Origin of the sequence: Pararhodobacter sp. CCB-MM2, assembly GCF_001691415.1 — a bacterium.
In the GTDB taxonomy this organism is placed as follows: Bacteria; Pseudomonadota; Alphaproteobacteria; order Rhodobacterales; family Rhodobacteraceae; genus Pararhodobacter.
In genome coordinates this window covers 66,017-87,775 of sequence record NZ_LRRR01000011.1, presented here as the reverse complement: position 1 = coordinate 87,775, position 21,759 = coordinate 66,017, and the positions used below count along the sequence as shown (strand labels likewise).

Sequence of the window (21,759 nt, the reverse complement as noted above, 5' to 3'; positions counted from 1 at the left end):
CTGGATGACCTGGGCCCTGATCGCCGTGAACACCTTGGTGTTCATGGCGTATTACCCGCTGGGCACCGAGGAATCCGTGCGCCTCGTTTACCACGAATGGGGCATGGTCCCGGCGTGGCTGAGCCTTGGCTACGGCTTCCTCACGCCGATGACGGCGATGTTCCTACATGGAGGCTGGCTGCATCTTGCGCTGAACATGCTGTTCCTGCGCGTGTTCGGCGACAATCTCGAAGCCGAGATGGGGCCGGTGCATTTCCTCGCCTTCTACTTCCTCTGCGGCATCATCGCTTTCGCGCTGCAATATGTCGCGGCGCCCTACAGCCCGGTGCCGATCGCCGGGGCCTCGGGCGCTGTGGCCGGTGTGATGGGGGGCTATCTGCTGATGTTCCCCCGCGCGAAGGTGGAGCTGGCGATCTACTATGTCATCGGCGTGCGCCTTTGGGCGGCGCCGGCCTGGGTGCTTCTGGGCCTGTGGTTTGCGCTGCAGGTCTGGGGCGGGATGATGGCGCCCGTCGGGGGGGGTGTGGCATTCTGGGCGCATATCGGCGGTTTCATCGCGGGCGTGGGGATTGCCACGCGGACCTGGCGCCTGAAGGGTGGACGGCTGTTCTGGACCCGGTTCGGTGGCCTGCCGCCGCATCCCGAAGCTCATGTCGCCATCCCGGTGGTGCGGGGCCGCGGCGCGGTGCTGCCGCCGCCGCAACCGCGCGGGCTGTTCCGGAAGTTGGACGAAAGCTGACCTGTTCAGCCGCGCAGGCTGCTTGTGCGGGGCGCTATCGGCACCGGCGCTTGCCGCAGGGCCCGCCGGGACGCATCTTTGGCACAGACCCAAGGAAGGAGGAGCCCCGCTATGAGCTGGAACCCCGCGCTTGCCCCCGGAGACCTGACGGAAGATCCTGCCAGCCTCGAGACTTTGATCGTGCCGCGCGCGCGTGACATCGGCGGCTTCGAGGTCCGCCGCGCTTTGCCCGCCGCTGGCCGACGCATGGTCGGGCCGTTTGTGTTCTTCGATCAGATGGGCCCTGCCGAGTTCATCACCGGCGAGGGCATCGATGTCCGCCCGCATCCTCATATCGGGCTGGGCACGGTGACCTATCTGCTCGACGGGCATTTCATCCATAAGGACAGCCTCGGGACTGATCAGAAGATCGTCCCCGGGGAGGTCAATTGGATGATCGCCGGCCGCGGCATCACCCATTCCGAGCGCACCGACCCGCCCGCCCGCCAGCATCCGCAGAAGCTGTTCGGTGTTCAGACCTGGCTGGCTTTGCCCGAGAACCGCGAGGAGATGGCCCCGGAATTCGAGCATCACGGCAAGGACGCGCTGCCGATGCTCTCGGGCGAGGGCAAGGAGGTCCGGCTGATCCTCGGCCATGCCTGGGGCGAGAAGGCGCCGGTCTCGGTCTTCGGCGATCTGTTCTACGCCGATGCGGTGCTGGAGGCGGGCGCGATGATCCCGATGCCGGATGGGCACGAGGACCGGGGGCTGCATGTCCTATCGGGCTCGGTCAGCGTGGCGGGGCAGGAGATCGGCACCGGCCAGATGGCGGTGTTCCGTCCGGGCGATGCGATCACGCTGAAGGCGGGTCCGGCGGGGGCGCGGCTGATGCTGCTGGGCGGTGATACGCTGAATGGGCCGCGCTATATCTGGTGGAATTTCGTCAGCTCCTCGAAGGAACGGATCGAGGAGGCCAAGGACGCATGGCGTCGCGGCGAATGGGGGCAGGGGTTGTTCAGCCTGCCGCCGGGGGATGACGCGGAGTACATCCCGCTGCCACCATGAGGGGTGTCGCAACGGTGGGGTGAAACCCCACCCTACGGGGCCGCGCGCAACTTGTAGGGTGGGATTTCATCCCACCTTTCCCTTACCAGCGCAAAAACCGCGCGCCGATCACCGCGCCGATGAGCGTCACCACAGCCATTGCCACGCCATAGGCCGGGAAGAAATACATCAGCGCGTCATGCGGGCAGTGCAGCGAATAGATCGCCGCCGCCTCCCCGCCCGCCGTCAGCCCCGCCGCCGCCCCGGCCCAGCCGGGATGCCGCGGCGCGCCGGCTTTCAGCGACCACAGCGCTGCGCCCAAGGGCAGCGATGCCAGCGCAGGCACCGAGATCAGGCAATTGGTGTAATCCGGCGTGTCCAGAATGGCCCGCGTCTCGGGCATGGTCGTGACCGCCAGCGCATAGGCGAGCAGCCCCGCCATGCCCGCCAGCAACACTGCCAGCAACGCACCCTGCGCGCCAAGCCTCGCCTCGGGCCGCGACATCCCGCGCACCAGCCACAAAGCCGCCAGCGACAGCGCCAAGGGCAGCGCGGTCTTGTAAAGCGCGGGCGAGGTCAGGGCCTCGGCCAGATCCGGGCGGGTGTGCCAGAAGAGCAGGAACGCGGCAAAGGACAGCGCCAACGCCAAGGGCAAGCTGCGCAGCATCCGCACGCCGGGCGCGACGGAGGGGGTGGTGTCGGCGGCCAACGCCGCGATGAAATCCTCGGTCTTCATTCGATCATCCTTTCCCGCAACCGCGAGAGAGACTTCAGCGCCCGGTGCAAGGCGACGCGCACCGCGCCCTCGCTCATCCCGAGCCTCGCGCCGGTTTCGGCCGCACTTTCGCCCTCGATCCCGATGGCGCGCACGATTTGCGCCGCGCGGGGCTCGAGCTGGTCGATGACGCGGGCCATGTCCGAGGCCTCGAACGGGTCCTCGCCCTCGGGCGCGGCCAACTGCTCGGCGAAATCCTCGACCGGCAGTTCCACCCGCTGACCCCGCGCGCGGAAGGCGTCGATCACCTTGTGCCGCGTCACCGCATAGAGCCAGGGCCGGAGCGGCGCATCCTCGCGCCAGCTCTGCCGTTTCAGATGGATCGTCAGCAGTACCTCCTGCACGATATCCTCACAGGCCTCGGGGCCCATCGCCCCGCCGCGTGCGCGGACGATCCCGCGCACCACCGGCGTGACAAGCGTCAGAAGCCGGGCATAGGAGCGCCCGTCACCGCGATTAGCGGCGCGCATCAACGTCTCCCAATCCCCTGCCGTTTCCGGTTCCTCAGACAAAGTCACTCGTATGCCCCTACGGTCGCAACGGGCCGTTTGTTACACCCCTTCCCGGCAATTTCGACGAAAAAACCGCCGATGTCACGGCTGCGTGAGCAGGCGTAACGGCGGGCAGGGATGCCTCGTCCTGAAGGGCAGGACCGCAACGGATGCGGTGCCACAACGGGAGATCCCAGATGACCACCAAGACCCCCATCCTCGCCGCCTCGATCGCCGCTGCCCTGACGCTGGCCGCCGGTGCCGCACAGGCTGACGACATGGCGCAAGAGCGCTGCTACGGCGTCTCGCTCGCCGGTCAGAACGATTGCGCCGCGGGTCCGGGCACCAGCTGCGCCGGCACCTCGACCATCGACTATCAGGGCAACGCCTGGACGCTCGTGCCCGCCGGCACCTGCGCGACGATGGAGCTGCCGGCCGACGGCATGGGCCATGCCCGCATGGGTGTGACGGCCGAGATGCTGGACGAAGGCGGCTATGGCCCGGGGATCAACCGCGACCTGCCGCCGACCCTCGATGCCGAGATCGCGGCGACCTACCAGCCGGCGATGATGATGGACGAGGACATGTCGCATAGCGGCTAAGCCCACCTTCCCTGTCCCGGCGCCCGTTGGGGTGCCGGGACGGACCTTGCCCTGTCAGCCCGGAGGCCCCGATGAGTGATCCCGATTTCCGCCTTCCCGCCCGTCCCGGTGTCGGCTTCAAGCCCGAGCATTACCGCGAGGCCCTGACGGCGCCCCTCGGCTTCTACGAGGTCCATGCCGAGAATTACATGGGCGCGGGCGGCGCGCCGCATGCGATGCTGGAGCGGCTGCATGCCGATCATGCGATCAGCGTGCACGGCGTCGGCCTGTCCATCGGTGGCGCGGGGCCCTTGGACCCGGAGCACCTCAAGCGGTTGAAAATCCTGCTGGATCGCCACCAGCCCGAGAGCTTTTCCGAGCATCTCGCCTGGTCCTCGCATGGCGCGGCCTGGCTCAATGACCTGCTGCCCTTGCCTTATACCGACCAGTCCCTCGCCACGATCTGCGCCCATATCGACGAGGTGCAGACGACCCTCGGCCGCCGTCTCCTGCTGGAGAACCCCGCGACCTATGTGACCTTCGCGGAAAGCACCTGGGCCGAGGTCGATTTCCTGCGCGAGATCACCCGGCGCACCGGCTGCGGGCTGCTGCTCGATGTGAACAACGTCTTCGTTTCGGCCACCAATCACCGCAAAGATGCGCGCGCTTATCTCGCCGAATTCCCGCTCTCCGCCGTGGGCGAGATCCATCTCGCCGGCCACGAATCCGAGGATCTGCCCGACGGCCCCTTGCTGATCGACAGCCATTCTCGCCCCGTCGCCGATCCGGTCTGGGCGCTGTTCGCCGATCTCATCACCCGCACCGGCCCGCTGCCGACGCTGATCGAATGGGACAATGACGTGCCCGGTTTCGACGTCCTGCTGGCCGAGGCCGCGCGGGCCGAGACGCTGCTGGAGGGCGTGCGCCATGCAGCCTGACCAAGCCCTGATGGAGGCGCGGATGCAGGCCGCGCTCTGGCACCCCGAGACGCCCGAGGGGCTGGGGCAGGCCGAGGGTCTCGACCGCCGCTTCGCCGTCTATCGCAACAATGTCCAGCACGGGCTGACCCGCGCTCTGGCCGCCCGTTTTCCGGTGATCGAACGCCTCGTCGGCGCCGAGTTCTTCACCGCCGTCGCGCGCCTCTTTGCCGCCGCGCATCCTCCGGCCTCGCCCGTCCTCAGCGACTGGGGCGAGGGCTTCCCTTCTTTCCTGCGCGCCTTTCCGCCCGCCGCGGGCCTGCCCTATCTGCCGGAGGTGGCGCAGCTGGAATGGCTGCGCGGGATCGCCTTCCACGCCGCCGACGCGCCCATGGCCGACCCGGCAGCGCTGGGGGCCGTGGACCCCGCGCGGCTGGTCCTGCGCCTTGCGCCCGCGGTGCAGGCCTTCGCCTCGGACCATCCGGCCGTGTCCATCTGGCGGATGAACCAGCAAGGCGCGCCGCGTTCGGCCCCGCCCAAGGGCCCCGAATTCGCGCTCATCGCCCGCGACGCGGGGTTCGCGCTGCTGACCGAGCCCTTAGCCAAGGACCAACACGCAATCCTGACGGCGCTCTTGCAAGGCCAGTCTTTCGCACAGGCCGCACAAACAGACCCCACCCCGCTGCTGGCGCTGTTGCTTCGCCACCGGCTCATCGCCCAGATCGAGGAACAGCCATGAGTGACACAACCTTCGCCCCCGCCAGCGGTCTCAAGCTGCGCATCGCCGCACTCAACGCCCTGATCGGGCGGCTGGTGCCCGCCGACCTGATCCCGCTCGCCGCAAGGATCGCCATCGGCATGGTCTTCTGGCAATCGGCCCGCACCAAGGTCGACGGGCTGATGATCAAGGACCAGACCTATTTCCTGTTCGAAAACATCTACAACCTGCCGCTGATCCCCTCGGATTGGGCCGCCGTGCTTGCCACGCTCGGCGAACACACCTTCTCGGTCCTCTTGATCCTCGGGCTGGCGACGCGGTTCGCGGCCGGCGGACTTCTGGTGATGACCGCCGTGATCCAGATCTTCGTCTTCCCCGAGGCCTGGGTTCTGCACAGCAGCTGGGCCGCCTGCCTGCTGGTGGTGCTGGGACGCGGACCGGGTCGGGTGTCGCTCGACTGGCTGCTTGGGATCGACGGCCGACGGTGACGCGGCGGCGCTCCGCCGTTCGGGTTGCTTTGTCATTGCGCCGCGGGCCGCGCCCCGCCTAGGCTCCGCCGCAAGCCGGCAAAGGAGCCCGACATGACCGACACCCCCCTCTGGCAGCTGAGCGCCACCGAACTCTCGGCCCTGACCCGCGCCGGCGAAGTTAGCGCCGAAGAGGCCACGCGCAGTGCCATCGAGCGTATGCAGGCGGTCAATCCCGGCCTGAATGCCGTGGTTGTCGATCTGTCCGACGCCGCCTTGACCCGCGCCCGACGGCTGGATGCCGAGGCCGAGAAAGGCCCGCTGCATGGCGTGCCGGTGACGATCAAGATCAACATCGATCAAAAGGGGCAGGCCACCTCCAACGGCTTGCCGGCGTTGAAGGATTTCATCGCCGAACAGGATGCCCCGGTGGTCCGCGCGCTGGAAGAGGCCGGTGCGGTGGTGATCGGCCGGACCAACACGCCCGAATTCTCGTTCCGCGCGGATACCGTGAACCCGCTGTTCGGCCGGACCTACAACCCGTGGGGCAAGCATCTGTCCGCCGGCGGCTCGTCGGGCGGCGCCGGCTCGGCGGTGATGGCGGGCATGGGGGCGCTGGCCCATGGCAATGACATCGGCGGCTCGCTGCGCTTTCCGGCCTCGGCCAACGGGGCGGTGACGGTGAAGCCGGGGCTGGGGCGTGTGCCGGCCTTCAACCCCTCGCAAGCGGCCGAGCGCGGGATGCTGGCGCAATCGATGTCGGTGCAGGGGCTGATCACCCGCTCGGCCCGCGATCTGGCGCTGGCGATGCCGGTGATGATCCGCCCCGATGCGCGCGATCCGTTCCATGCGCCGCTGCCGTGGAAGGGCGCGCCGATCGAGGGGAAGATCAAGGTCGGTTTCACCAAGGAAACGCTGGATTATGCCCTGCATCCCGAGGTCGACGCCGCGCTGGACGACGCGCGCGAGGCGCTGACCGAGGCGGGTTATGTCGTCGAGGAGATCACGCCGCCCTCGTTGCGGGCGCTGGTCGAGACGGGGTTCCGCGCGCTGGTCACCGAGATGGATGCGATGTCCGGTGCGGATTTCCAGCGGCTGGGCTCGGACGAGATGAAGGGGATTCTGGCGGAATACCTCGCGGCCTATCCGCCCTTCGAGTTCGAGGATTACCTGCGTGCCGTCGCCCTGCGCTCGCGCTTTGCGCGGGAATGGTCGCTGCTGCTCGAGGATTACCCTCTGGTGCTGACGCCCTTCCTGCCGATGCCGTTCTTCACCGCCGGTCGCGATGCCGAAGGGGCCGAGGGCGTGGCCGATGTCATGGGCGCCTCGCTGTGGTCGACGGCGATGAACTTCCTTGGCCTGCCGGCCGGCAATGTCCCGGCACGTCTCGCGGCGCTGGAGACGGGCACCCAACCCATCGGCGTGCAGATCGTCGGCCGGCGCTGGCGCGAGGATCTGATCGTCGATTCGATGGCGGCCATCGAAGCCGGGATCGGCCCGATGGCCCCGCGTCTGTGGTCGCGGATGGAGAAGCGCTGAGGCGGCTTACGCCGCCCCGCGCGTCTCGACCATCCGGGCCATCAGCGCCGCGCCCAAGGGCAGGGTCGCATCGTCAAAGGTGAAGCCGGGGTTGTGCACGGCGATGCCCGAGCCATGCCCGACGGTACAATAGGCGCCGGGGACGACCTGCAGCATGTCGGCGAAATCCTCGGAGCCCATGACGGCGTCGGTCTTCTCGGTCGCCTTCTCGCCGACCAGCGTGGCGGCGACGTCGATCATCGCCTGCGACAGCTCGGCGTTGTTCTCCAGCACGTCGAAGACATTGCGCATGTCCAGCCGGACCTCGCAGCCATGCGCCAGCGCGGCAGCGTCGCAAAGTGCCTGCATCCGTTCCGTCACCTTGCCGGCCAGATCGCGGTTGAAATAGCGCACGGTGCCGGCCAGCTGCGCGGTCTCGGGGATGACGTTATAGGCCGCGCCTGCGTGGATCTGCGTGACCGAAACGACGATCCGCTCGGACGAGGGCACGTTGCGGGCGACCACGGCCTGGATCTGACCCACGAGGTCCGAGGCGATGATGATCGGGTCGATCGAGGCCTCGGGCATGGCGGCATGGGCGCCCTTGCCGGTGATGTGAATGTCGAAGAAATTCGCGCCCGCCATCGCCGCGCCCTTCTTCACGCCGATCTCGTCCATGGCGTGGAAGGGGGAATTGTGCAGGCCGTAGATCTCGTCGCAGGGGAAGCGGTCGAACAGACCCTCGGCGATCATTGCCCGCGCGCCGCCGAGGCCCTCTTCGGCCGGCTGGAAGATGAACACGGCGGTGCCGGCGAAATCGCGGGTCTCGGCCAGATAGCGGGCGGCGCCGAGCAGCATCGTCGTATGCGCGTCATGGCCGCAAGCATGCATCACGCCTGGGGTCTTCGAGGCGAAGGGCAGGTTGGTCTGCTCGTGGATCGGCAGGGCGTCCATATCGGCGCGCAGGCCGATGGTCTTGCCGGGGCGGTTGCCGCGCAGCACCCCGACGACGCCGGTCTTGCCGATGCCGGTGGTCACATCCAGCCCCAGCCGCGTCAGTTCCGTGGCGACGATGCCCGAGGTGCGAACCTCCTGAAAACCCAGCTCGGGATGGGCGTGCAGGTCACGGCGGATCTCGGTCAGCTCGTCGGCGAAGTCGCGGATGCGTTGGGGGATGGTCATGGCGGTCTCCTGTTGCGGGCACAGGCTGGACCGCCAAGGGGCAGGGCGCAAGCGAATAGCAAAAGGGGGGCTCTGCGCCCCCCGAAGTCCTGCCGATGATCGCTGATTGACGGCCGCTCAGCCTGCTTTCGAGGCGGCGTCGAGCTTGGCTTTCAGCGTCTCGATGTCGTCGAACTTCACGCTCTCGCCGCAGCCACAGGCTTCCGAGACATTCGGGTTGCGGAACTTGAAGCCGGATTCCAGCAGGCCGGTCTCATAATCGATCTCGGTGCCGAACAGGAACATCTGCGCCATGGGGGCGATCAGCACGCGGGCCTCGCCCTGCTGCACGACTTCCTCATGCGCCTCGATCTCGTCGGCGAAGTCCATCGTGTATTCCATGCCCGCACAGCCGCCCTTCTTGACGCCGATGCGCAGGCCCATCTTGCCTTGCTTGGCCATCAGCCGGGCGATGTGACGCTCGGCCGTGGGGGTCAGGGTGACGGGGGATTTGCCGGGAATGCCGAACATGATGCTCACATGAATCCCAGTTCGAGGCGGGCTTCGTCGGACATCATGTCCATGCCCCATTGCGGGTCGAAGGTCATCTCGACGTCGATCTCGCTGACACCCGGCACGGCGCCGATGGCGTCCTGCACCCAGCCCGGCATTTCGCCGGCCACCGGGCAGCCCGGCGCGGTCAGGGTCATCACCACGTCCACCTTGCCGGCGTCATTGATTTTCAGCGTGTAGATCAGGCCGAGATCGTAGATATTGACCGGGATTTCCGGGTCATAGACCGTGCGGCACGCCTCGACCACCTGCTCGTAGAGCGGGTGCTCGGTCGTCGACGGGGCGATGAGGGGCGTGCCCTCGGCTGGGGTCGGGGTCTCAGAGGCGTTCATGCCGTCCTCGTACTACGTATTCCTGAGCGAAGATATAAGATTACACGGGCACAGCGTAAAGGGGTGGGGCCGAGATCGGTTTTCGCCGCTTCATTCCGCGGCTTTCTTGCCCATTGGCGGATCGGGAAGCGCCGGGTCCATGAAATGGCCGATCATCGCCTCGGTCGCCACGGCATAGGCCTGATCCAGCGGCAGCGCCATCTGGGCCCGAGTCGCCGCCAGCCCGGCCTGCGAGATGGCCGAGAATCGGCTGGCGAGGGTTTGGGTGATCTCAGCCACGCGGGCGGGCAGTTCGGCCTCGGGCAGGACCTCGGTCAGGATGCCTTGCGACAGGGCCCAATCGGCGGATTTCTCCTCGCCGGTCAGGGCCAGCGCCATCAGCGCCTTACGATGCGTGGCGCGGGCGACGGCGACCGAGGGCGTGGTGCAGAAGCCGCCGCGACGGATGCCCGGCAGACAAAAGCGCGCGTTGTCCGAGGCGAAGGCCAGATCGCAGGCAGCGATCAGTTGCAGACCGGCGGCGGTGGCGAGGCCCTCGACCCGCACGACGGTGGGTTTGTGGCTGTTGGCAACGGCTTGCATCATCGCCGCGCACTCGGTGAACAGCTCGGTGACATAGGCCCGGCCGCCATCGGCATCGGCGCGATGGGCGGCCACTTCCTTCAGATCGTGGCCAGCGCAGAAGATCCGTCCCGGCCCGTGGATCAGGATCACCCGCGTCTCGTCGTCGTCCTGCGCCGCGGACACGGCCTCATGCAGGGCGCGGATCATGCCCAGAGACAGGGGGTGGGCCACGCCGTTTTCCAGCGTCAGGGTGAGCACGCCCTCGGCGCGGGTGATCGAAATCGGTTCCATGCCCTCAATCTGTTCCGCGCAGGCAAGGCTGGCAAGGGGCCGCATTGCGCGGTAAACGGGCGCGAAAGCGAGGCATCACCCATGAGCGAGCGGTTTTCCTTCACCCTGAAGGCCAAGGACGGCAAGGCGCGGACCGGCGTCATCCACACCCCGCGCGGCGAGATCCGCACCCCGGCCTTCATGCCGGTCGGCACGGCGGGCACCGTCAAGGCGATGATGCCCGAAAGCGTCCGCGCCACCGGGGCGGATATCCTGCTGGGCAACACCTATCACCTGATGCTGCGGCCCACGGCCGAGCGGGTGGCGGCTTTGGGCGGTCTGCACAAGTTCATGAATTGGGACCGGCCGATCCTCACCGATTCGGGCGGGTTTCAGGTGATGTCGCTGGCGTCCTTGAGGAAGCTGACCGAGGAGGGCGTGAAGTTCTCCAGCCATGTCGACGGCTCGAAACACATGCTGACGCCGGAACGCTCGATGGAGATCCAGCGGCTTCTAGGCTCCGATATCGTCATGTGCTTCGACGAATGCCCCGCGCTGCCGGCCGAAGACAAGGTCGTCGCCGAATCGATGCGCCTGTCGATGCGCTGGGCGCAGCGCTCGCGCGATGCCTTCGGGGATCGGCCAGGCCATGCGCTGTTCGGCATCATGCAGGGCGGCGTCACGCCCGAACTGCGCGAGGAATCCGCCAAGGCGCTGACCGGGATCGGCTTCGAGGGCTATGCCATCGGTGGCCTTGCGGTGGGCGAGGGGCAGGAGGCGATGCTGGGCGTGCTCGACTACGCGCCGGGCTACCTGCCTGAGGACAAGCCGCGATATCTGATGGGCGTGGGCAAGCCCGACGACATCGTCGGTGCGGTCGAGCGCGGGGTCGACATGATGGATTGCGTGCTGCCCTCGCGCTCGGGTCGGACGGGGCAGGGCTGGACGCGCCGGGGCTCGGTCAACTTGCGCAACGCGCGGCACCGGGACGATCCCCGCCCGCTGGACGAGGCCTGCACCTGCCCGGCCTGCCAGAACTACTCGCGCGCCTATCTGCACCATGTGGTGAAGGCCGACGAGATCATCGGCTCGATGCTGCTGACCTGGCACAACCTGCATTATTATCAGGAGTTGATGCAGGGCCTGCGCGACGCGATTGCCGAGAGCCGGCTGTCGGCTTTCGTCGCGCAATTCCATGCGCAGCGGGCAGAAGGCGATATCGAACCGCTCTGAGGGGACGCAACGGTGGTGTGAAACCCCACCCTACGCCTGCCGCGCCACCTGCGTAGGGTGGGATTTCATCCCACCTGTGGCTCACATCTTGCGCACACGCAGCCGGGTCAGACGGTTCTCGACCCGCTCCACGACCATGAAGCGGAAGCCGTGGAACTGGAACACCTGCCCCGCCTCGGGGATCTGCTGCGCCTCGTGGATCACAAGGCCGGCCACGGTATTCGCCTCCTCGTCCGGCAAGGCCCAATCCATCGCCCGGTTCAGGTCACGGATGGTCATGGTGCCGTCAATCTCGATCGCACCCGTCTCCAGCCGCGTGATCGGGTCCTCGGTGGGGATGTCGTGCTCGTCGACGATCTCGCCGACGATTTCCTCGAGGATGTCCTCCAGCGTGATCAGCCCTTGCAGCGCGCCGTATTCGTCGATCACCAACCCGAAGTGCCGGCGTTGCGACAGGAACTGGCGCATCTGCTCGTCCAGCGGCGTGGTGTCCGGCACGAAATACGGCTCGCGCGCGACGGTCGAGATATCCAGCGTCGCCACCGCCGAGAAATCACCCCCGGCTTCGGTCACCACGCGGTGTACCTCGCGCATCAGGTCGCGGACATGGATCACGCCGACGATGTTCTCGGGATCGTCCCGCCAAGCGGGCAGGCGCGAATGCGGCGAGTTCACCGATTGCGCGATGATCTCGGCCGGGGAGGCGTCGATATCCACCGTCTCCAGCTGCGAGCGGTGGAGCATCACCTCCTCGACCGTGCGATGGCCAAGATCCAGGGCGCCCAACAGGCGGTCGCGGTCTTCCTTGTCGACCGCGCCTTCGGAATGGCCGAGCGCCAGCGTGCCGGCAATCTCTTCCTGATAGCTCAGCACCGCGCTGTCGGGATCAGTGCGCACTCCGACCATGCCCAGCATCGCGCGCACGAGGATCTGCACGGTGCCGACGATCGGCGACAGCAGGAACACGATCACCCGGATCGGGCGCGAGACCAGTGAGGCCGCGCGCTCGGGGTTGGTGATGGCATAGGTCTTGGGCATCACCTCGGCGAAGATCAGCACCAGCAGGGTCATCACCAGCGTCGCCAGTGCCACGCCCGAATCGCCGAATAGCCGCGTGAAAAGCGCCGTCGCCAATGAGGCCGACAGGATGTTGACGACGTTGTTGCCCAGAAGGACCGAGCCGATCAGCCGCTCACTGTCTTCGGTAATCTTCAGCGCGGTTTCGGCTCCGCCCGACCCCTTGTCCGCCAGCGCCCGCAACTTGGCGCGGGACGAGGCCGTCAGGGCGGTCTCGCTCCCCGAGAAGAAGGCGGAAATGATGAGAAGCGCGATGATCGCGCCGGCGGTCAGCCATAAGGCGGTGTCGAAGGTGGTCATTGTCCCGGGCTCTGATGAACCGCCAATCTAGGGGGCGGGGCGGTCCCTGTTCAAGACCGCGTCCTGCGACAGGATGACGACAGGGCGCATTTGGGCAAAGAAAAACCCCGCAACCGAGAGGCTGCGGGGTTCTGGAACTCTCGATGTTTCGGCGCTCAGCCGCCCCAGGTGCGGACGGGGCCGCAATCCATATGGGTGAAGTTCGAGCGCGAGTAGCGGCCGACGCCACCGGCGTTGCAGGCCAGGGCGGCACGGGCCACCTGGTTCACCGAACGACCGTTGATGCGCACGTCGGCGGCTTGGCCGACCATGTGCCGCGAGTTGCGCGCCACGCCCGACGAACGGGCCCGGAGCATCGCGTTGGTCTCGGGCGAACGGTAGCCCGAGAGCAGCATGTAGGGTTCCGACACGTCGAGCAGGTTATGCGCGGCGGTCAGGATATCCACGGTGCGGGTGTCGATGCGGTGCAGCGCATCGTTGCGCCAGTCGCGGAAGAAGTGGTTCACCTCGTCCAGCACCTCGGGGACATATTCGCCGTCGATCCAGTAGATCGCGTCGATACGTTCACCCGAATGGCCCGAGTACATCTTCAGGCGGCGAATGTCGCCAGCGCCACGGTTGAAGAAAGAGGCTTTCGACATCGTGGGGGCAGCGGTGACGGCGGTCGCGGCGAAAACGCCAAGCAGAGCACGCCGGGAAAATCCGGTCTCAACCGAGGAAGTCATTATCGTCCTGTCCCATTCCCAAGTTCAGCGGGTTGCCTTGTCGGCTTTGGTTCATGCTTAATCCCCTTCTGGGTTCTCTCGCGGACTGGCCGCACGCCGTTTGTGGCATCAAGCGATGAAGCGATTTTTTCTTCGTGATGCTTCTATGCCACAAGCCTGCGCGTCGCCCAAGTCCGGATTCGGGTGGACAGGTCGTCTGACCCGAAAATAGGCGGGAATCTGCTGAAATTGTCTTAATGGTGTATGACTTTGTTATTTATCAAAGGCTTAGATGGTCGTTTTCGTGCCCATTGAGCGTCGCTGAGGGGCGTTCGACTGCGTGGCGAGCGCCATTTTGCGGGGCAGCTGCCGCTTTTGTGGGAACCGAAGGGCGACTCGGGGCGTTTGTCGCGGAATCGGTGGGGTCTCCAAGTTGTGAATCGACCCCGCAAATGCGATCTTGGCACAATTATGTGAACCCGAGCGCGGCGCCGGACGACCCATACTGATGATGGGCCCCTTTGCTGCGAAACCGGGCTTATGACAGTGGGAGACTGAGAATGGTAAAGCTGGATCACCGGGCGTCGGCTCTGCGGTCGCGACTGCGGGCCACCGTCACGGCGCTGGCCCTTGGCATGGCCGGGATGACACCCGCCCTCATCGCCGGGGTGGTCGCGCTCCCGGTGCAGGCGCAGCAATTCCCCGCCTTCCGTCAGGCTCTGGCCGAAGGCGTGGCCGAGAATCAGGCGCTGTCCACCTTCTATCGTGAGAACGGCTACCGTCCGATCTGGACCAGCGCCGAAGACGCCACGCGCCGCACCGCGCTTGTGAGTGCGCTGTCGCGTGTGGGTGAGCACGGCCTGCCGGAAGCGCGTTATGACCTCGATGGATTGTTGGCGGCTTTCTCGGCCGTGGAAACCGAGCGGGATCGCGGCTTGCTCGAAGCCCGGGCCTCGATGGTCTTCCTGCAATATGCCAACGACATCCACAGCGGCCTGATCGATCCGCGCTCCATCGACCGTGAAATGATGGTGCGCGAGCTGCCGCGCCTCGATCCGTCAGAGCTGATGCGCGACTTCGCGGGCGCCGAGCCGATTGCCTTCATCCGCAACCTCGCGCCGTCCTCGCCGGAATACGCGCGTCTGTATCGTGCCCGTCAGGAGCTGGTGCAGACCATCGCCCAAGGCGGTTGGGGCCCGCAGGTTCAGGCCGGCTCGCTGGCGCCGGGTGACCGTGGTCAGGCCGTGATCCAGCTGCGCAACCGGCTGATCGCCCAGGGCTTCATGCCGCGCATCGCCACCGGCAGCTACGATTCGGTCATGCAACAGGCCGTCCGGGCCTTCCAGGAATCGGTGGGGCTTGAGGCCGACGGCGTTGCGGGCAACGCCACAATCCGCGCCATCAATACCGACCCGCAGGAGCGGCTGCGTGCCATCACCGTCGCGCAGGAGCGCGAGCGTTGGCTGAACATCCCGCGTGGCGACCGCCACGTCTGGGTCAACCTGACGGATTTCGTCGTCCGCGTCGTCGATTTCGACCAAGTCACCTTCGAGACCCGCTCGGTCATCGGTTCGCGTCAGAACCAGACGCCCGAATTCTCGGACATGATGGAATACATGGACATCAACCCGACCTGGACGTTGCCGCGTTCGATCATCGGGGAGTATTGGGGCGCTCTGTCCTCGGGCGGGGCTCGTCACCTGAACCTGATCGACAATGCCGGTCGCGTGGTGCCGCGTGAATACGTCGACTTTGCGGCTTACTCGCCGCAGACGTTGCCCTACGACGTGCAGCAGCCGCCGGGGCCGGGCAATGCGCTGGGCGAAGTGAAGTTCATGTTCCCCAACCAATACGCGATCTATCTGCACGACACCCCGTCGCGCTCGCTGTTCAGCCACGAGACCCGCGCCTATTCGCATGGCTGCGTCCGTCTGGCCGATCCGCGCGAGTTCGCCTACGCGCTGCTCGCCGTGCAGGAAGACGATCCCGTCAGCTACTACCACATGATCCAGCGCACCGGTCGCCTGACGCGCGTGCCGCTGGTGACGCCGATCCCGGTCCATCTGGTCTACCGCACCGCCTATACCTCGGTGACCGGCCAGATGAACTATCGCAACGACGTCTACGGCCGTGATGCGCGTATCTATGACGCACTGGTGGCGGCCGGGGTGGAAGTGGGCGCCTGAGCGCGCTACACCGGGCGGGCGCCTGATCCCGGCGCCCGCCCGGAGGTTTTCCCATGCAGCATAGCATCGCTGAGATCGCCCAGGTGCTTCAGGCACGTTTCGAGGGGGCAGGCGAGCTGACCGTGACCGGCGCGGCCGAACCGGCCCTCGCCGGTCCTTTCGATTTGGCCATGTGCATGGACCCCCGCTATGCCGAGGGGCTGTCCAAGGGCCGCGCCCGCGCCGCGATCCTGTGGGAAGGCGCCGATTGGCAGGCGATGGGGCTTCAGGCCGCGATCTTCGCCCCGCGCGGACGGCTGGCCATGGCCCGGCTGACGCAGGCCTTCGATCCGGGTCCGGGCCTCAATCCCGGCATCTCTCCGCATGCCGTCATCGACCCCAGCGCCGAGATCGGCGAGGGCGCCTCGATCGGCCCCTTCACCGTCATCGGCCGCAACGCCCGCATCGGCGCGCGCGCGCGGATCGCCGAGCAGGTCTCGATCGGTGTCGACGTGACCATCGGCGACGATGCCCTGATCCTGCCCGGTGTGAAGATCGGTGCGCGCGTGACCATCGGTCACCGTTTCGTCGCACAGCCCGGCGCGGCAATCGGCGGCGATGGCTTCAGCTTCGTGACCGAGGAGCGCTCACGGGTCGAGGAAGCCCGCGCGACCCTCGGGCGTCCGGGCGAGACGAAGAAACAGGCCTGGCAACGCATCCATTCGCTGGGGGCCGTGACCATCGGCGACGATGTCGAGGTCGGAGCCAACGCCAGCCTTGACCGTGGCACGATCCGGGACACGCGGATCGGTCGCGGCACCAAGATCGACAGCCTCGTGCAGGTCGGGCACAACGTCGTCGTCGGCGAAGATTGCCTGCTCTGCGCTCAGGTGGGCGTCGGTGGTTCGACGCGCGTGGGCGACCGCGTGGTTCTGGGCGGGCAGGTCGGTGTCGTGGACAACATTTTCGTCGGCGATGACGTGGTCGTGGGCGGTGGCTCGGTCGTCAATTCCAACGCGCCGGCTGGTCGGGTGTTGATGGGATCGCCCGCCGTGCGCATGGATTTGCACGTCGATATCTATAAAGCGCAAAGAAGATTGCCGAGAATGCTTGCGCAAATCGCCGAGCTTCAGAAAACTGTCAAGAACCTGTTGGAAAAGGGGGGCCACGATGCCCCTTGATCAGGAGATGACAGGATGGACGGCAATTTCTTGACCCTCGAGGATGGCCTTCAACGCAAGGTCGTCGCGATCCTCGCCGCGCAGGCTTTGCGCGAACCCTCGGGGCTGACCCTAGAGATGACGCTCGAAAGCCTCGGGATCGACAGCCTTGGCATGGCCGAGATCATCTTCGCCATCGAGGAAGATTTCGACGTGCAGGTCCCCTTCAACGCCAATGACCCCGACGCCGCCGGGCTGGACCTCGGCACCGTCGGTTCGGTCTGCGCGGCGGTGTCGCGGCTCGTGCGCGAGCAACGCGGCTGATCATGGGCAGGCGCGTTGCGATCACCGGAGCCGGAACCGTCAACGCGCTGGCGCTTGATGTACAAGGAAGCCTCGCGGCGCTGACGGCGGGGCGGGTGGCCATCGGCCCCATGGACTTCGAAGAGATCGACCGCCTTTCGGTGAAGATCGGCGGGCAGATCAAGGATTGGGTGCCCGAGGACCGTTTCACCCGGCAGGAAGTCACCCTCTACGACCGCGCCGTGCAATTTGCCGTCGAGGCCGGGCGGCAGGCCATCGCCGAGGCCGGGCTGGAGCTGAGCGAGGCCGAGGCGCTGCGCGCAGGCGTGGTGCTGGGGACCGGCGGCGGGGGCTACAACACCATCGACGAGAGCTACCGGGCCGTGCATGCGCAGGGCAAGAACCGGGTGCATCCCTTCACCATCCCGAAGCTCATGCACAACGCCGCCGCCGCGCATCTGGCGATGCGGCATGGGCTCAAGGGCCCCAGCTTCACCGTCTCGACCGCCTGCGCCTCCAGCAACCACGCGATGGGGCTGGCCTTCCAGATGGTGCGGTCGGGCGCGACGGATGTCATGCTGGCCGGCGGCGCGGAATCGACCCTGTGCTTCGGCGGGCTAAAAGCGTGGGAGGGCCTGCGCGTCATGTCGCCCGATGGCTGCCGGCCGTTCTGCGCCAGCCGCAACGGCATGGTGCAGGGCGAGGGCGCGGCGGTCTTCGTGTTCGAGGATTGGGACCGGGCCGTTGCACGCGGTGTGCCGATCCTTGCGGAGGTGGCGGGTTTCGCCATGACCTCGGACGCAGGCGACATCGTCTTGCCGGACCCCGACGGGGCCACGCGGGCGATGCAGGGCGCGCTGGCGGATGCGGATCTTACACCCGAGGCCATCGGCTATATCAACGCGCATGGCACCGGTACCGCGGCGAATGACCGCTCGGAAGCCGAGGCGATCCGCCGGGTTTTTGACGCCCCGCCGCCGGTGTCGGCGACCAAGTCGATGCACGGGCATCTGCTGGGCGCGGCCGGGGCGGTGGAATTGCTCTCGGTGATCTCGGCCCTGCGCGACGGGGTGATCCCGCCGACGGCCGGCTGGCGGGAAGAGGACCCGGCAGTGCTGGGCCTTGACGTGGTCCCGAACGAGGCGCGCCGCGCCCAAGTGGACGCGGCGCTGACCAATGCGTTTGCCTTTGGCGGGATGAACGCCTGCCTCGCGTTGAAGCGGGCAGGCTGATCCTTTCCCGACCTGAGCTTACTGGCCCGACCGTGCGGCGGCGGCAGCCTCGGCAAGGCGGGTCTGCAGGTCGTCATAGGCGGCAGTGAAACCCGACAGCGAGACGTTGATGTCGACCGGCTGGTTGATCGCCACGAAGGGCGCGATGCGGATCGTCGCGCTGGAGCCGGCCTTCATCTGGTCGATCTCCTCGGCCGAGAGGCCCATGCGGACCACGCAGCCCACCACGGTGCAGACGCGGAAGCCCTCGACGCGCATCTGTTCGCTGTTGCCGATGGCGAAGCCCATGCCGGTCGGCAGGAAGGTTTCCAGCGGCGTCGTCACCGTCGCACCGGCCGAGAACTCGGCGCCCAGAGGCAGGGCGGCGATGCTGATCTCGGCGATCGGGGCGTTGTTGCTGTCTTCCAGCAGCTGGTACATCTCGCATTGCTGCGGCTGACCTTCGACCTCGGGCGAGCAGATGATCTGCCAGTCGGCATGGGTCGCGGCGACAACCGGGGCGGTGGCCTCGGCCTCGGCCTGCGAGGTGGCCTGCTGGGCAAAGGCGGGGGCGGCCAGCAGGGTGGCGGCGGTCAGACCCGAAACCAGGGCAGTACGGAACATCATGGAAGCATCCTCTGGTGCGTGTTCGTTGGCACCGGGGGTAGCATGATCGCCTTGCCAAGTCAGGGGAAAATCCGCGCGCAAAGGGCCCGATGACGAAAAAGCGAAAGGGGCCCGCAAGCTGGACCCCTTCCGACTTTTTTGCTCCCTGTCGGACTGGCCGACTTATTGAAAGCGACGCTAGGCAGAAAAAATCAGTGCGTCAACAGAGAATCGGGCGCGTTTTCGCGCGTTTGGCGTCACTGTTCGATGCCGCGATGCAGCGACGAAAAAACGGGCAAGGCGCCGATCCTATGGGCAGTATGCGACCCAATCAGGCCGTTTTCGGCCGCATTGCCAGCCAGATCAGCGCCCCGCCGGCCAGAACGAGGAACGGCAGCATCGCCAGATTGACCAGCTGCCAGCCGGTCTCCACGTCCGAGCCCGAGCAGTTCATCAGCTGCCCCGAGGACAGCGAGGCGACCGTCACCCCGCCGAAGACGATGGCGTCGTTCACGCCCTGGATCCGGCCCCGCTCGGCCGCGGAATGGGCGCGGGCCAGCAGCGTCGTGCCGCCGATGAAGGCGAAGTTCCAGCCGATGCCCAGCAAGACGAGCGCGCCGAAGAAGTGGCTCAACTCGACGCCCGAGAGTGCCACGGCCCCGGCCCCCGCCAGGATCACCAGACCGAGGCCGATGATCTTCTCGACGCCGAAGCGGGCGATCAGGTGCCCGGTGAAGAACGAGGGCGCATACATGGCCAGAACGTGGGCCGAGACGATGTCGGCGGCGTTCGAGGTCTGGAAGCCGCAGCCCACGACCGCCAACGGCGTCGAGGTCATCACGAGGTTCATCAGCGCGTAGCTGACGGTCGCGCAGATGATGGCCACGACGATCATCGGCTCGCGCAGCAATTGGCCGCGCGACCGGCCGACCAAGGCGGCGCCCTTGACCGGCGCGGGCGGCTTGGGGATGTCGAGGAAGGCGAAGAGCCACATGCCGATCAGGTTGACCGCGATCACGCCCAGATAGGTGCCGAGGAAGGGCACGACCATCGCGTCCGAGGTCACCTTGACCAGCTGCGGCCCGACAATGGCGCTAAGCAGGCCCCCCGCCATGACGTAGCTGATCGCCTTGGGTTTGAAGTCGTCCGAGGCGGTGTCGGTGGCGGCGAAGCGGTAGAAGCCTTGGCCCGACATGTAGACGCCGGTGAACAGCGCGCCCAGGACGAAGAGCCAGAATTGGCCATAGAGCAGGCCGGCCGCGCCGATCGCGGCGCCGAGGGCACCGGCCATCGAGCCCAACACGAAGCCCCAGCGACGGCCCGCGCGCTGCATGAAGGCCGACATCGGCGTCGCCGACAGCATCGAGCCCAACACGGCCGCCGAGATGGGCAGCGTGGCCCAGCAGGGGTTCGGCGCCAGCGACTGGCCGGCAAGGCCCGCCGTGGTGAAGATCATCGGCATCTGCGCCCCTAAGATCGCCTGCGCGGCGACGAGGACGGTCACGTTGCGCTTGGCGCGGCGATTGTCGGGGAGGGGGGCTGCGGTGCTCATGCGCTTGGCGTAGCGCGGGCCTTGCGCGATGGGAAGCGGTAAAGTTCACGAATGAAGCAGTTGCGGCACCGGGTCACGCCCGAAACGGAGCGCCCCCGCCCGGCGGTGTCGCGGGGCGGGGGCGTCGTTTGAGTATTTAAGACAAGGTGAGGGGGCGATCAGCCGCCGTTCAGCATGTCCTTGACCATCGGGATGACCTCCTCGCCATAGAGCTTGAGGGTCTCCATGTTCTCGTGATGCGGGACGGGGCCGGTGGTGTATTTGATGTCGAAGCGTTGCACGCCCAGACCCTTGACGGCGCGGTGGATCTTGCGGGCCACGGTCTCGACCGAGCCCACGAACAGCGCGCCATGGGCGACCTCGGCGAGGTACTTGTCCTTGCTCATCGGGCCCCAGCCACGCTCGCGGCCGATGCGGCCGAAATTGGTGGCGTAATGCGGCCAGAGGCGCTCGCGCGCTTCCTCGTCAGTCTTGGCAACGAGGCCGGGCGAGTGGATGCCGATCGGGCGGGCGGGGGTGCCCAGTTGCTCGACCGCGCGGTGGTAGAGCTCGACATAGGGTTTAAAGCGCAGGGGATCGCCGCCGATGATCGCCAGCATCAGCTGCAGGTCCTGGCGCGCGACGCGAATGACCGATTCCGGGCTGCCGCCGACGCCGACCCAGGTGGTCATCTTCTGGCCGAGCGGCGGGTATACGGTGACATTCTGCAACGGCGCGCGGGTGCGGCCCTGCCAGCTGACCGTGTCCTGATGCAAGAGGCGCGAGAAGATCTCGAGCTTCTCTTCGAACAGGTCGTTGTAATCGGCCATGTCATAGCCGAACAGCGGGTAGCTTTCGGTGAACGAGCCCCGCCCGAGGATCGGCTCCGCCCGGCCGTTCGACACCGCGTTCAGGGTCGAGAAGCGTTGGAACACGCGCACCGGGTCGTCGGTCGACAGGATCGTCACCGCCGTGCCCAGCTTGATGCGCTTGGTGCGCCCGGCGATGGCCGCCAGCACGATCTCGGGCGAGGAGATCGCGAAATCGTCGCGGTGGTGTTCGCCGAGGCCGATGAAGTCGATGCCGAGCTCGTCGGCATAGGCGGCTTCCTCGACGACGTCGCGCAGCACCTGATCCATGGGTTTCAGCTGGCCATCGGCGCCGAGGCTGACGTCGCCGAAAGTGTCGAGGCCGAGGGAAATCTCGCTCATGTTCATCTCCTTGTTGCGACACAGGTAGGCGCAGCGCCTTGCGCGGTAAAGGCGCGGCGGCGCATGGGCGTTGTGCATCAATTCACAAAGGGCTTGCCCCATAGCGGGCGCGGGGCGCAGGCTGGGGTG

Annotated in this window: 22 protein-coding genes and 1 pseudogene; 12 read left to right on the top strand and 11 right to left on the bottom strand. The window is 66.9% G+C overall.

Annotation, left to right across the window (positions count from 1 at the left end; all coding sequences use genetic code 11):
* Window positions 1-4 precede the first annotated feature (4 nt).
* Window positions 5-739: a rhomboid family intramembrane serine protease gene (locus BCY78_RS12850; RefSeq protein ID WP_225297513.1), complete on the top strand. Its 735-nt coding sequence runs from the start codon at window positions 5-7 to the stop codon at window positions 737-739.
* A 111-nt stretch (window positions 740-850) separates the two neighbouring features.
* Window positions 851-1,783 (top strand): pirin family protein, encoded by a 933-nt coding sequence (locus tag BCY78_RS12845; RefSeq protein WP_068302414.1) that lies wholly within the window; start codon window positions 851-853, stop codon window positions 1,781-1,783.
* Window positions 1,784-1,865: 82 nt separating this feature from the next.
* Here BCY78_RS12845 and BCY78_RS12840 read toward each other — a convergent pair whose 3' ends face one another.
* Together BCY78_RS12840 and BCY78_RS12835 are read right to left on the bottom strand one after the other, a co-directional pair.
* Window positions 1,866-2,498, bottom strand: a complete 633-nt coding sequence (locus tag BCY78_RS12840) for an NrsF family protein (protein ID WP_068302413.1) — start codon at window positions 2,496-2,498, stop codon at window positions 1,866-1,868.
* Window positions 2,495-3,055: a sigma-70 family RNA polymerase sigma factor gene (locus BCY78_RS12835; RefSeq protein WP_225297509.1), complete on the bottom strand. Its 561-nt coding sequence runs from the start codon at window positions 3,053-3,055 to the stop codon at window positions 2,495-2,497. Before BCY78_RS12835 ends, BCY78_RS12840 begins: the two co-directional genes overlap by 4 nt.
* Window positions 3,056-3,225: 170 nt before the next feature.
* On the opposite strand from BCY78_RS12835, the pseudogene BCY78_RS25985 reads away from it, so the two are divergent.
* From BCY78_RS25985 to BCY78_RS12810, 5 genes and pseudogenes are all read left to right on the top strand, one after another.
* Window positions 3,226-3,492: pseudogene (locus BCY78_RS25985) on the top strand (DUF2282 domain-containing protein); the annotation flags it as partial.
* A 209-nt stretch (window positions 3,493-3,701) separates the two neighbouring features.
* The gene (locus tag BCY78_RS12825) at window positions 3,702-4,547 is read left to right on the top strand and encodes a DUF692 domain-containing protein (RefSeq protein ID WP_068302407.1); all 846 of its coding nucleotides are present in this window, start codon (window positions 3,702-3,704) and stop codon (window positions 4,545-4,547) included.
* On the top strand, window positions 4,537-5,265 hold the full coding sequence (locus BCY78_RS12820; protein ID WP_068302402.1) for a DUF2063 domain-containing protein: 729 nt from the start codon (window positions 4,537-4,539) through the stop codon (window positions 5,263-5,265). Before BCY78_RS12825 ends, BCY78_RS12820 begins: the two co-directional genes overlap by 11 nt.
* Window positions 5,262-5,732 carry a DoxX family protein gene (locus BCY78_RS12815; protein WP_083195009.1) on the top strand — a complete coding sequence of 157 codons (471 nt, stop codon included), beginning with the start codon at window positions 5,262-5,264 and terminating at the stop codon, window positions 5,730-5,732. The genes BCY78_RS12820 and BCY78_RS12815 overlap by 4 nt, the downstream gene beginning before the upstream one ends.
* Before the next feature lie 93 nt (window positions 5,733-5,825).
* Window positions 5,826-7,250 (top strand): amidase family protein, encoded by a 1,425-nt coding sequence (locus BCY78_RS12810; RefSeq protein WP_068302399.1) that lies wholly within the window; start codon window positions 5,826-5,828, stop codon window positions 7,248-7,250.
* 6 nt (window positions 7,251-7,256) lie between these two features.
* Here BCY78_RS12810 and BCY78_RS12805 read toward each other — a convergent pair whose 3' ends face one another.
* From BCY78_RS12805 to BCY78_RS12790, 4 genes are all read right to left on the bottom strand, one after another.
* Complete coding sequence (locus BCY78_RS12805; RefSeq protein ID WP_068302396.1) at window positions 7,257-8,411, bottom strand: M20 aminoacylase family protein; 1,155 nt, start codon at window positions 8,409-8,411, stop codon at window positions 7,257-7,259.
* Between the two features lie 117 nt (window positions 8,412-8,528).
* Window positions 8,529-8,921 carry an iron-sulfur cluster assembly accessory protein gene (locus BCY78_RS12800; RefSeq protein ID WP_068302490.1) on the bottom strand — a complete coding sequence of 131 codons (393 nt, stop codon included), beginning with the start codon at window positions 8,919-8,921 and terminating at the stop codon, window positions 8,529-8,531.
* A gap of 5 nt (window positions 8,922-8,926) precedes the next feature.
* Window positions 8,927-9,295, bottom strand: a complete 369-nt coding sequence (locus tag BCY78_RS12795) for an SUF system Fe-S cluster assembly protein (protein WP_068302392.1) — start codon at window positions 9,293-9,295, stop codon at window positions 8,927-8,929.
* Between the two features lie 90 nt (window positions 9,296-9,385).
* Entirely contained in the window at window positions 9,386-10,150 is a 765-nt protein-coding gene (locus tag BCY78_RS12790; protein WP_068302389.1) for an enoyl-CoA hydratase-related protein, read from the bottom strand.
* Window positions 10,151-10,231: 81 nt separating this feature from the next.
* Here BCY78_RS12790 and tgt point away from each other — a divergent pair, with 81 nt between their 5' ends.
* Entirely contained in the window at window positions 10,232-11,362 is a 1,131-nt protein-coding gene (tgt, locus tag BCY78_RS12785) for a tRNA guanosine(34) transglycosylase Tgt (protein ID WP_068302386.1), read from the top strand.
* Window positions 11,363-11,443: 81 nt separating this feature from the next.
* Here tgt and BCY78_RS12780 read toward each other — a convergent pair whose 3' ends face one another.
* Window positions 11,444-12,739 (bottom strand): HlyC/CorC family transporter, encoded by a 1,296-nt coding sequence (locus BCY78_RS12780; RefSeq protein ID WP_068302384.1) that lies wholly within the window; start codon window positions 12,737-12,739, stop codon window positions 11,444-11,446.
* Between the two features lie 155 nt (window positions 12,740-12,894).
* Window positions 12,895-13,464 (bottom strand): DUF882 domain-containing protein, encoded by a 570-nt coding sequence (locus tag BCY78_RS12775; RefSeq protein ID WP_068302381.1) that lies wholly within the window; start codon window positions 13,462-13,464, stop codon window positions 12,895-12,897.
* Between the two features lie 539 nt (window positions 13,465-14,003).
* On the opposite strand from BCY78_RS12775, the gene BCY78_RS12770 reads away from it, so the two are divergent.
* Genes BCY78_RS12770 through BCY78_RS12755 form a run of 4 tightly spaced genes read left to right on the top strand, consistent with a single transcriptional unit; the run spans window position 14,004 to window position 18,303 of the window.
* A complete protein-coding gene (locus BCY78_RS12770) occupies window positions 14,004-15,629 on the top strand; it encodes a murein L,D-transpeptidase (protein WP_083195008.1) in 1,626 nt (541 codons plus the stop codon).
* 53 nt (window positions 15,630-15,682) lie between these two features.
* Window positions 15,683-16,789, top strand: a complete 1,107-nt coding sequence (gene lpxD, locus BCY78_RS12765) for a UDP-3-O-(3-hydroxymyristoyl)glucosamine N-acyltransferase (protein WP_068302378.1) — start codon at window positions 15,683-15,685, stop codon at window positions 16,787-16,789.
* A gap of 15 nt (window positions 16,790-16,804) precedes the next feature.
* A complete protein-coding gene (locus tag BCY78_RS12760) occupies window positions 16,805-17,092 on the top strand; it encodes an acyl carrier protein (protein ID WP_068302376.1) in 288 nt (95 codons plus the stop codon).
* A 2-nt stretch (window positions 17,093-17,094) separates the two neighbouring features.
* Window positions 17,095-18,303: a beta-ketoacyl synthase gene (locus tag BCY78_RS12755; RefSeq protein ID WP_068302373.1), complete on the top strand. Its 1,209-nt coding sequence runs from the start codon at window positions 17,095-17,097 to the stop codon at window positions 18,301-18,303.
* Window positions 18,304-18,321: 18 nt separating this feature from the next.
* On the opposite strand, the gene BCY78_RS12750 is transcribed toward BCY78_RS12755, so the two are convergent.
* From BCY78_RS12750 to BCY78_RS12740, 3 genes are all read right to left on the bottom strand, one after another.
* A complete protein-coding gene (locus tag BCY78_RS12750; RefSeq protein ID WP_158515935.1) occupies window positions 18,322-18,906 on the bottom strand; it encodes an invasion associated locus B family protein in 585 nt (194 codons plus the stop codon).
* 313 nt (window positions 18,907-19,219) lie between these two features.
* The gene (locus tag BCY78_RS12745; protein WP_068302367.1) at window positions 19,220-20,440 is read right to left on the bottom strand and encodes an MFS transporter; all 1,221 of its coding nucleotides are present in this window, start codon (window positions 20,438-20,440) and stop codon (window positions 19,220-19,222) included.
* A 158-nt stretch (window positions 20,441-20,598) separates the two neighbouring features.
* Entirely contained in the window at window positions 20,599-21,636 is a 1,038-nt protein-coding gene (locus BCY78_RS12740) for an LLM class flavin-dependent oxidoreductase (RefSeq protein WP_199523152.1), read from the bottom strand.
* Window positions 21,637-21,759: the final 123 nt, after the last annotated feature.

Excerpts from the sequence above, each read along its gene's own strand:
- lpxD (WP_068302378.1), top strand. The coding sequence starts at position 15,683 with ATGCAGCATAGCATCGCTGAGATCGCCCAGGTGCTTCAGGCACGTTTC.
- BCY78_RS12800 (WP_068302490.1), bottom strand. The coding sequence starts at position 8,921 with ATGTTCGGCATTCCCGGCAAATCCCCCGTCACCCTGACCCCCACGGCC.
- BCY78_RS12760 (WP_068302376.1), top strand. The coding sequence starts at position 16,805 with ATGGACGGCAATTTCTTGACCCTCGAGGATGGCCTTCAACGCAAGGTC.
- BCY78_RS12840 (WP_068302413.1), bottom strand. The coding sequence starts at position 2,498 with ATGAAGACCGAGGATTTCATCGCGGCGTTGGCCGCCGACACCACCCCC.
- BCY78_RS12750 (WP_158515935.1), bottom strand. The coding sequence starts at position 18,906 with ATGTTCCGTACTGCCCTGGTTTCGGGTCTGACCGCCGCCACCCTGCTG.
- BCY78_RS12745 (WP_068302367.1), bottom strand. The coding sequence starts at position 20,440 with ATGAGCACCGCAGCCCCCCTCCCCGACAATCGCCGCGCCAAGCGCAAC.
- BCY78_RS12825 (WP_068302407.1), top strand. The coding sequence starts at position 3,702 with ATGAGTGATCCCGATTTCCGCCTTCCCGCCCGTCCCGGTGTCGGCTTC.
- BCY78_RS12780 (WP_068302384.1), bottom strand. The coding sequence starts at position 12,739 with ATGACCACCTTCGACACCGCCTTATGGCTGACCGCCGGCGCGATCATC.
- BCY78_RS12755 (WP_068302373.1), top strand. The coding sequence starts at position 17,095 with ATGGGCAGGCGCGTTGCGATCACCGGAGCCGGAACCGTCAACGCGCTG.
- tgt (WP_068302386.1), top strand. The coding sequence starts at position 10,232 with ATGAGCGAGCGGTTTTCCTTCACCCTGAAGGCCAAGGACGGCAAGGCG.
- BCY78_RS12820 (WP_068302402.1), top strand. The coding sequence starts at position 4,537 with ATGCAGCCTGACCAAGCCCTGATGGAGGCGCGGATGCAGGCCGCGCTC.
- BCY78_RS12770 (WP_083195008.1), top strand. The coding sequence starts at position 14,004 with ATGGTAAAGCTGGATCACCGGGCGTCGGCTCTGCGGTCGCGACTGCGG.
- BCY78_RS12850 (WP_225297513.1), top strand. The coding sequence starts at position 5 with ATGACCTGGGCCCTGATCGCCGTGAACACCTTGGTGTTCATGGCGTAT.
- BCY78_RS12740 (WP_199523152.1), bottom strand. The coding sequence starts at position 21,636 with ATGAACATGAGCGAGATTTCCCTCGGCCTCGACACTTTCGGCGACGTC.
- BCY78_RS12775 (WP_068302381.1), bottom strand. The coding sequence starts at position 13,464 with ATGACTTCCTCGGTTGAGACCGGATTTTCCCGGCGTGCTCTGCTTGGC.
- BCY78_RS12805 (WP_068302396.1), bottom strand. The coding sequence starts at position 8,411 with ATGACCATCCCCCAACGCATCCGCGACTTCGCCGACGAGCTGACCGAG.
- BCY78_RS12795 (WP_068302392.1), bottom strand. The coding sequence starts at position 9,295 with ATGAACGCCTCTGAGACCCCGACCCCAGCCGAGGGCACGCCCCTCATC.
- BCY78_RS12845 (WP_068302414.1), top strand. The coding sequence starts at position 851 with ATGAGCTGGAACCCCGCGCTTGCCCCCGGAGACCTGACGGAAGATCCT.
- BCY78_RS12815 (WP_083195009.1), top strand. The coding sequence starts at position 5,262 with ATGAGTGACACAACCTTCGCCCCCGCCAGCGGTCTCAAGCTGCGCATC.
- BCY78_RS12810 (WP_068302399.1), top strand. The coding sequence starts at position 5,826 with ATGACCGACACCCCCCTCTGGCAGCTGAGCGCCACCGAACTCTCGGCC.
- BCY78_RS12790 (WP_068302389.1), bottom strand. The coding sequence starts at position 10,150 with ATGGAACCGATTTCGATCACCCGCGCCGAGGGCGTGCTCACCCTGACG.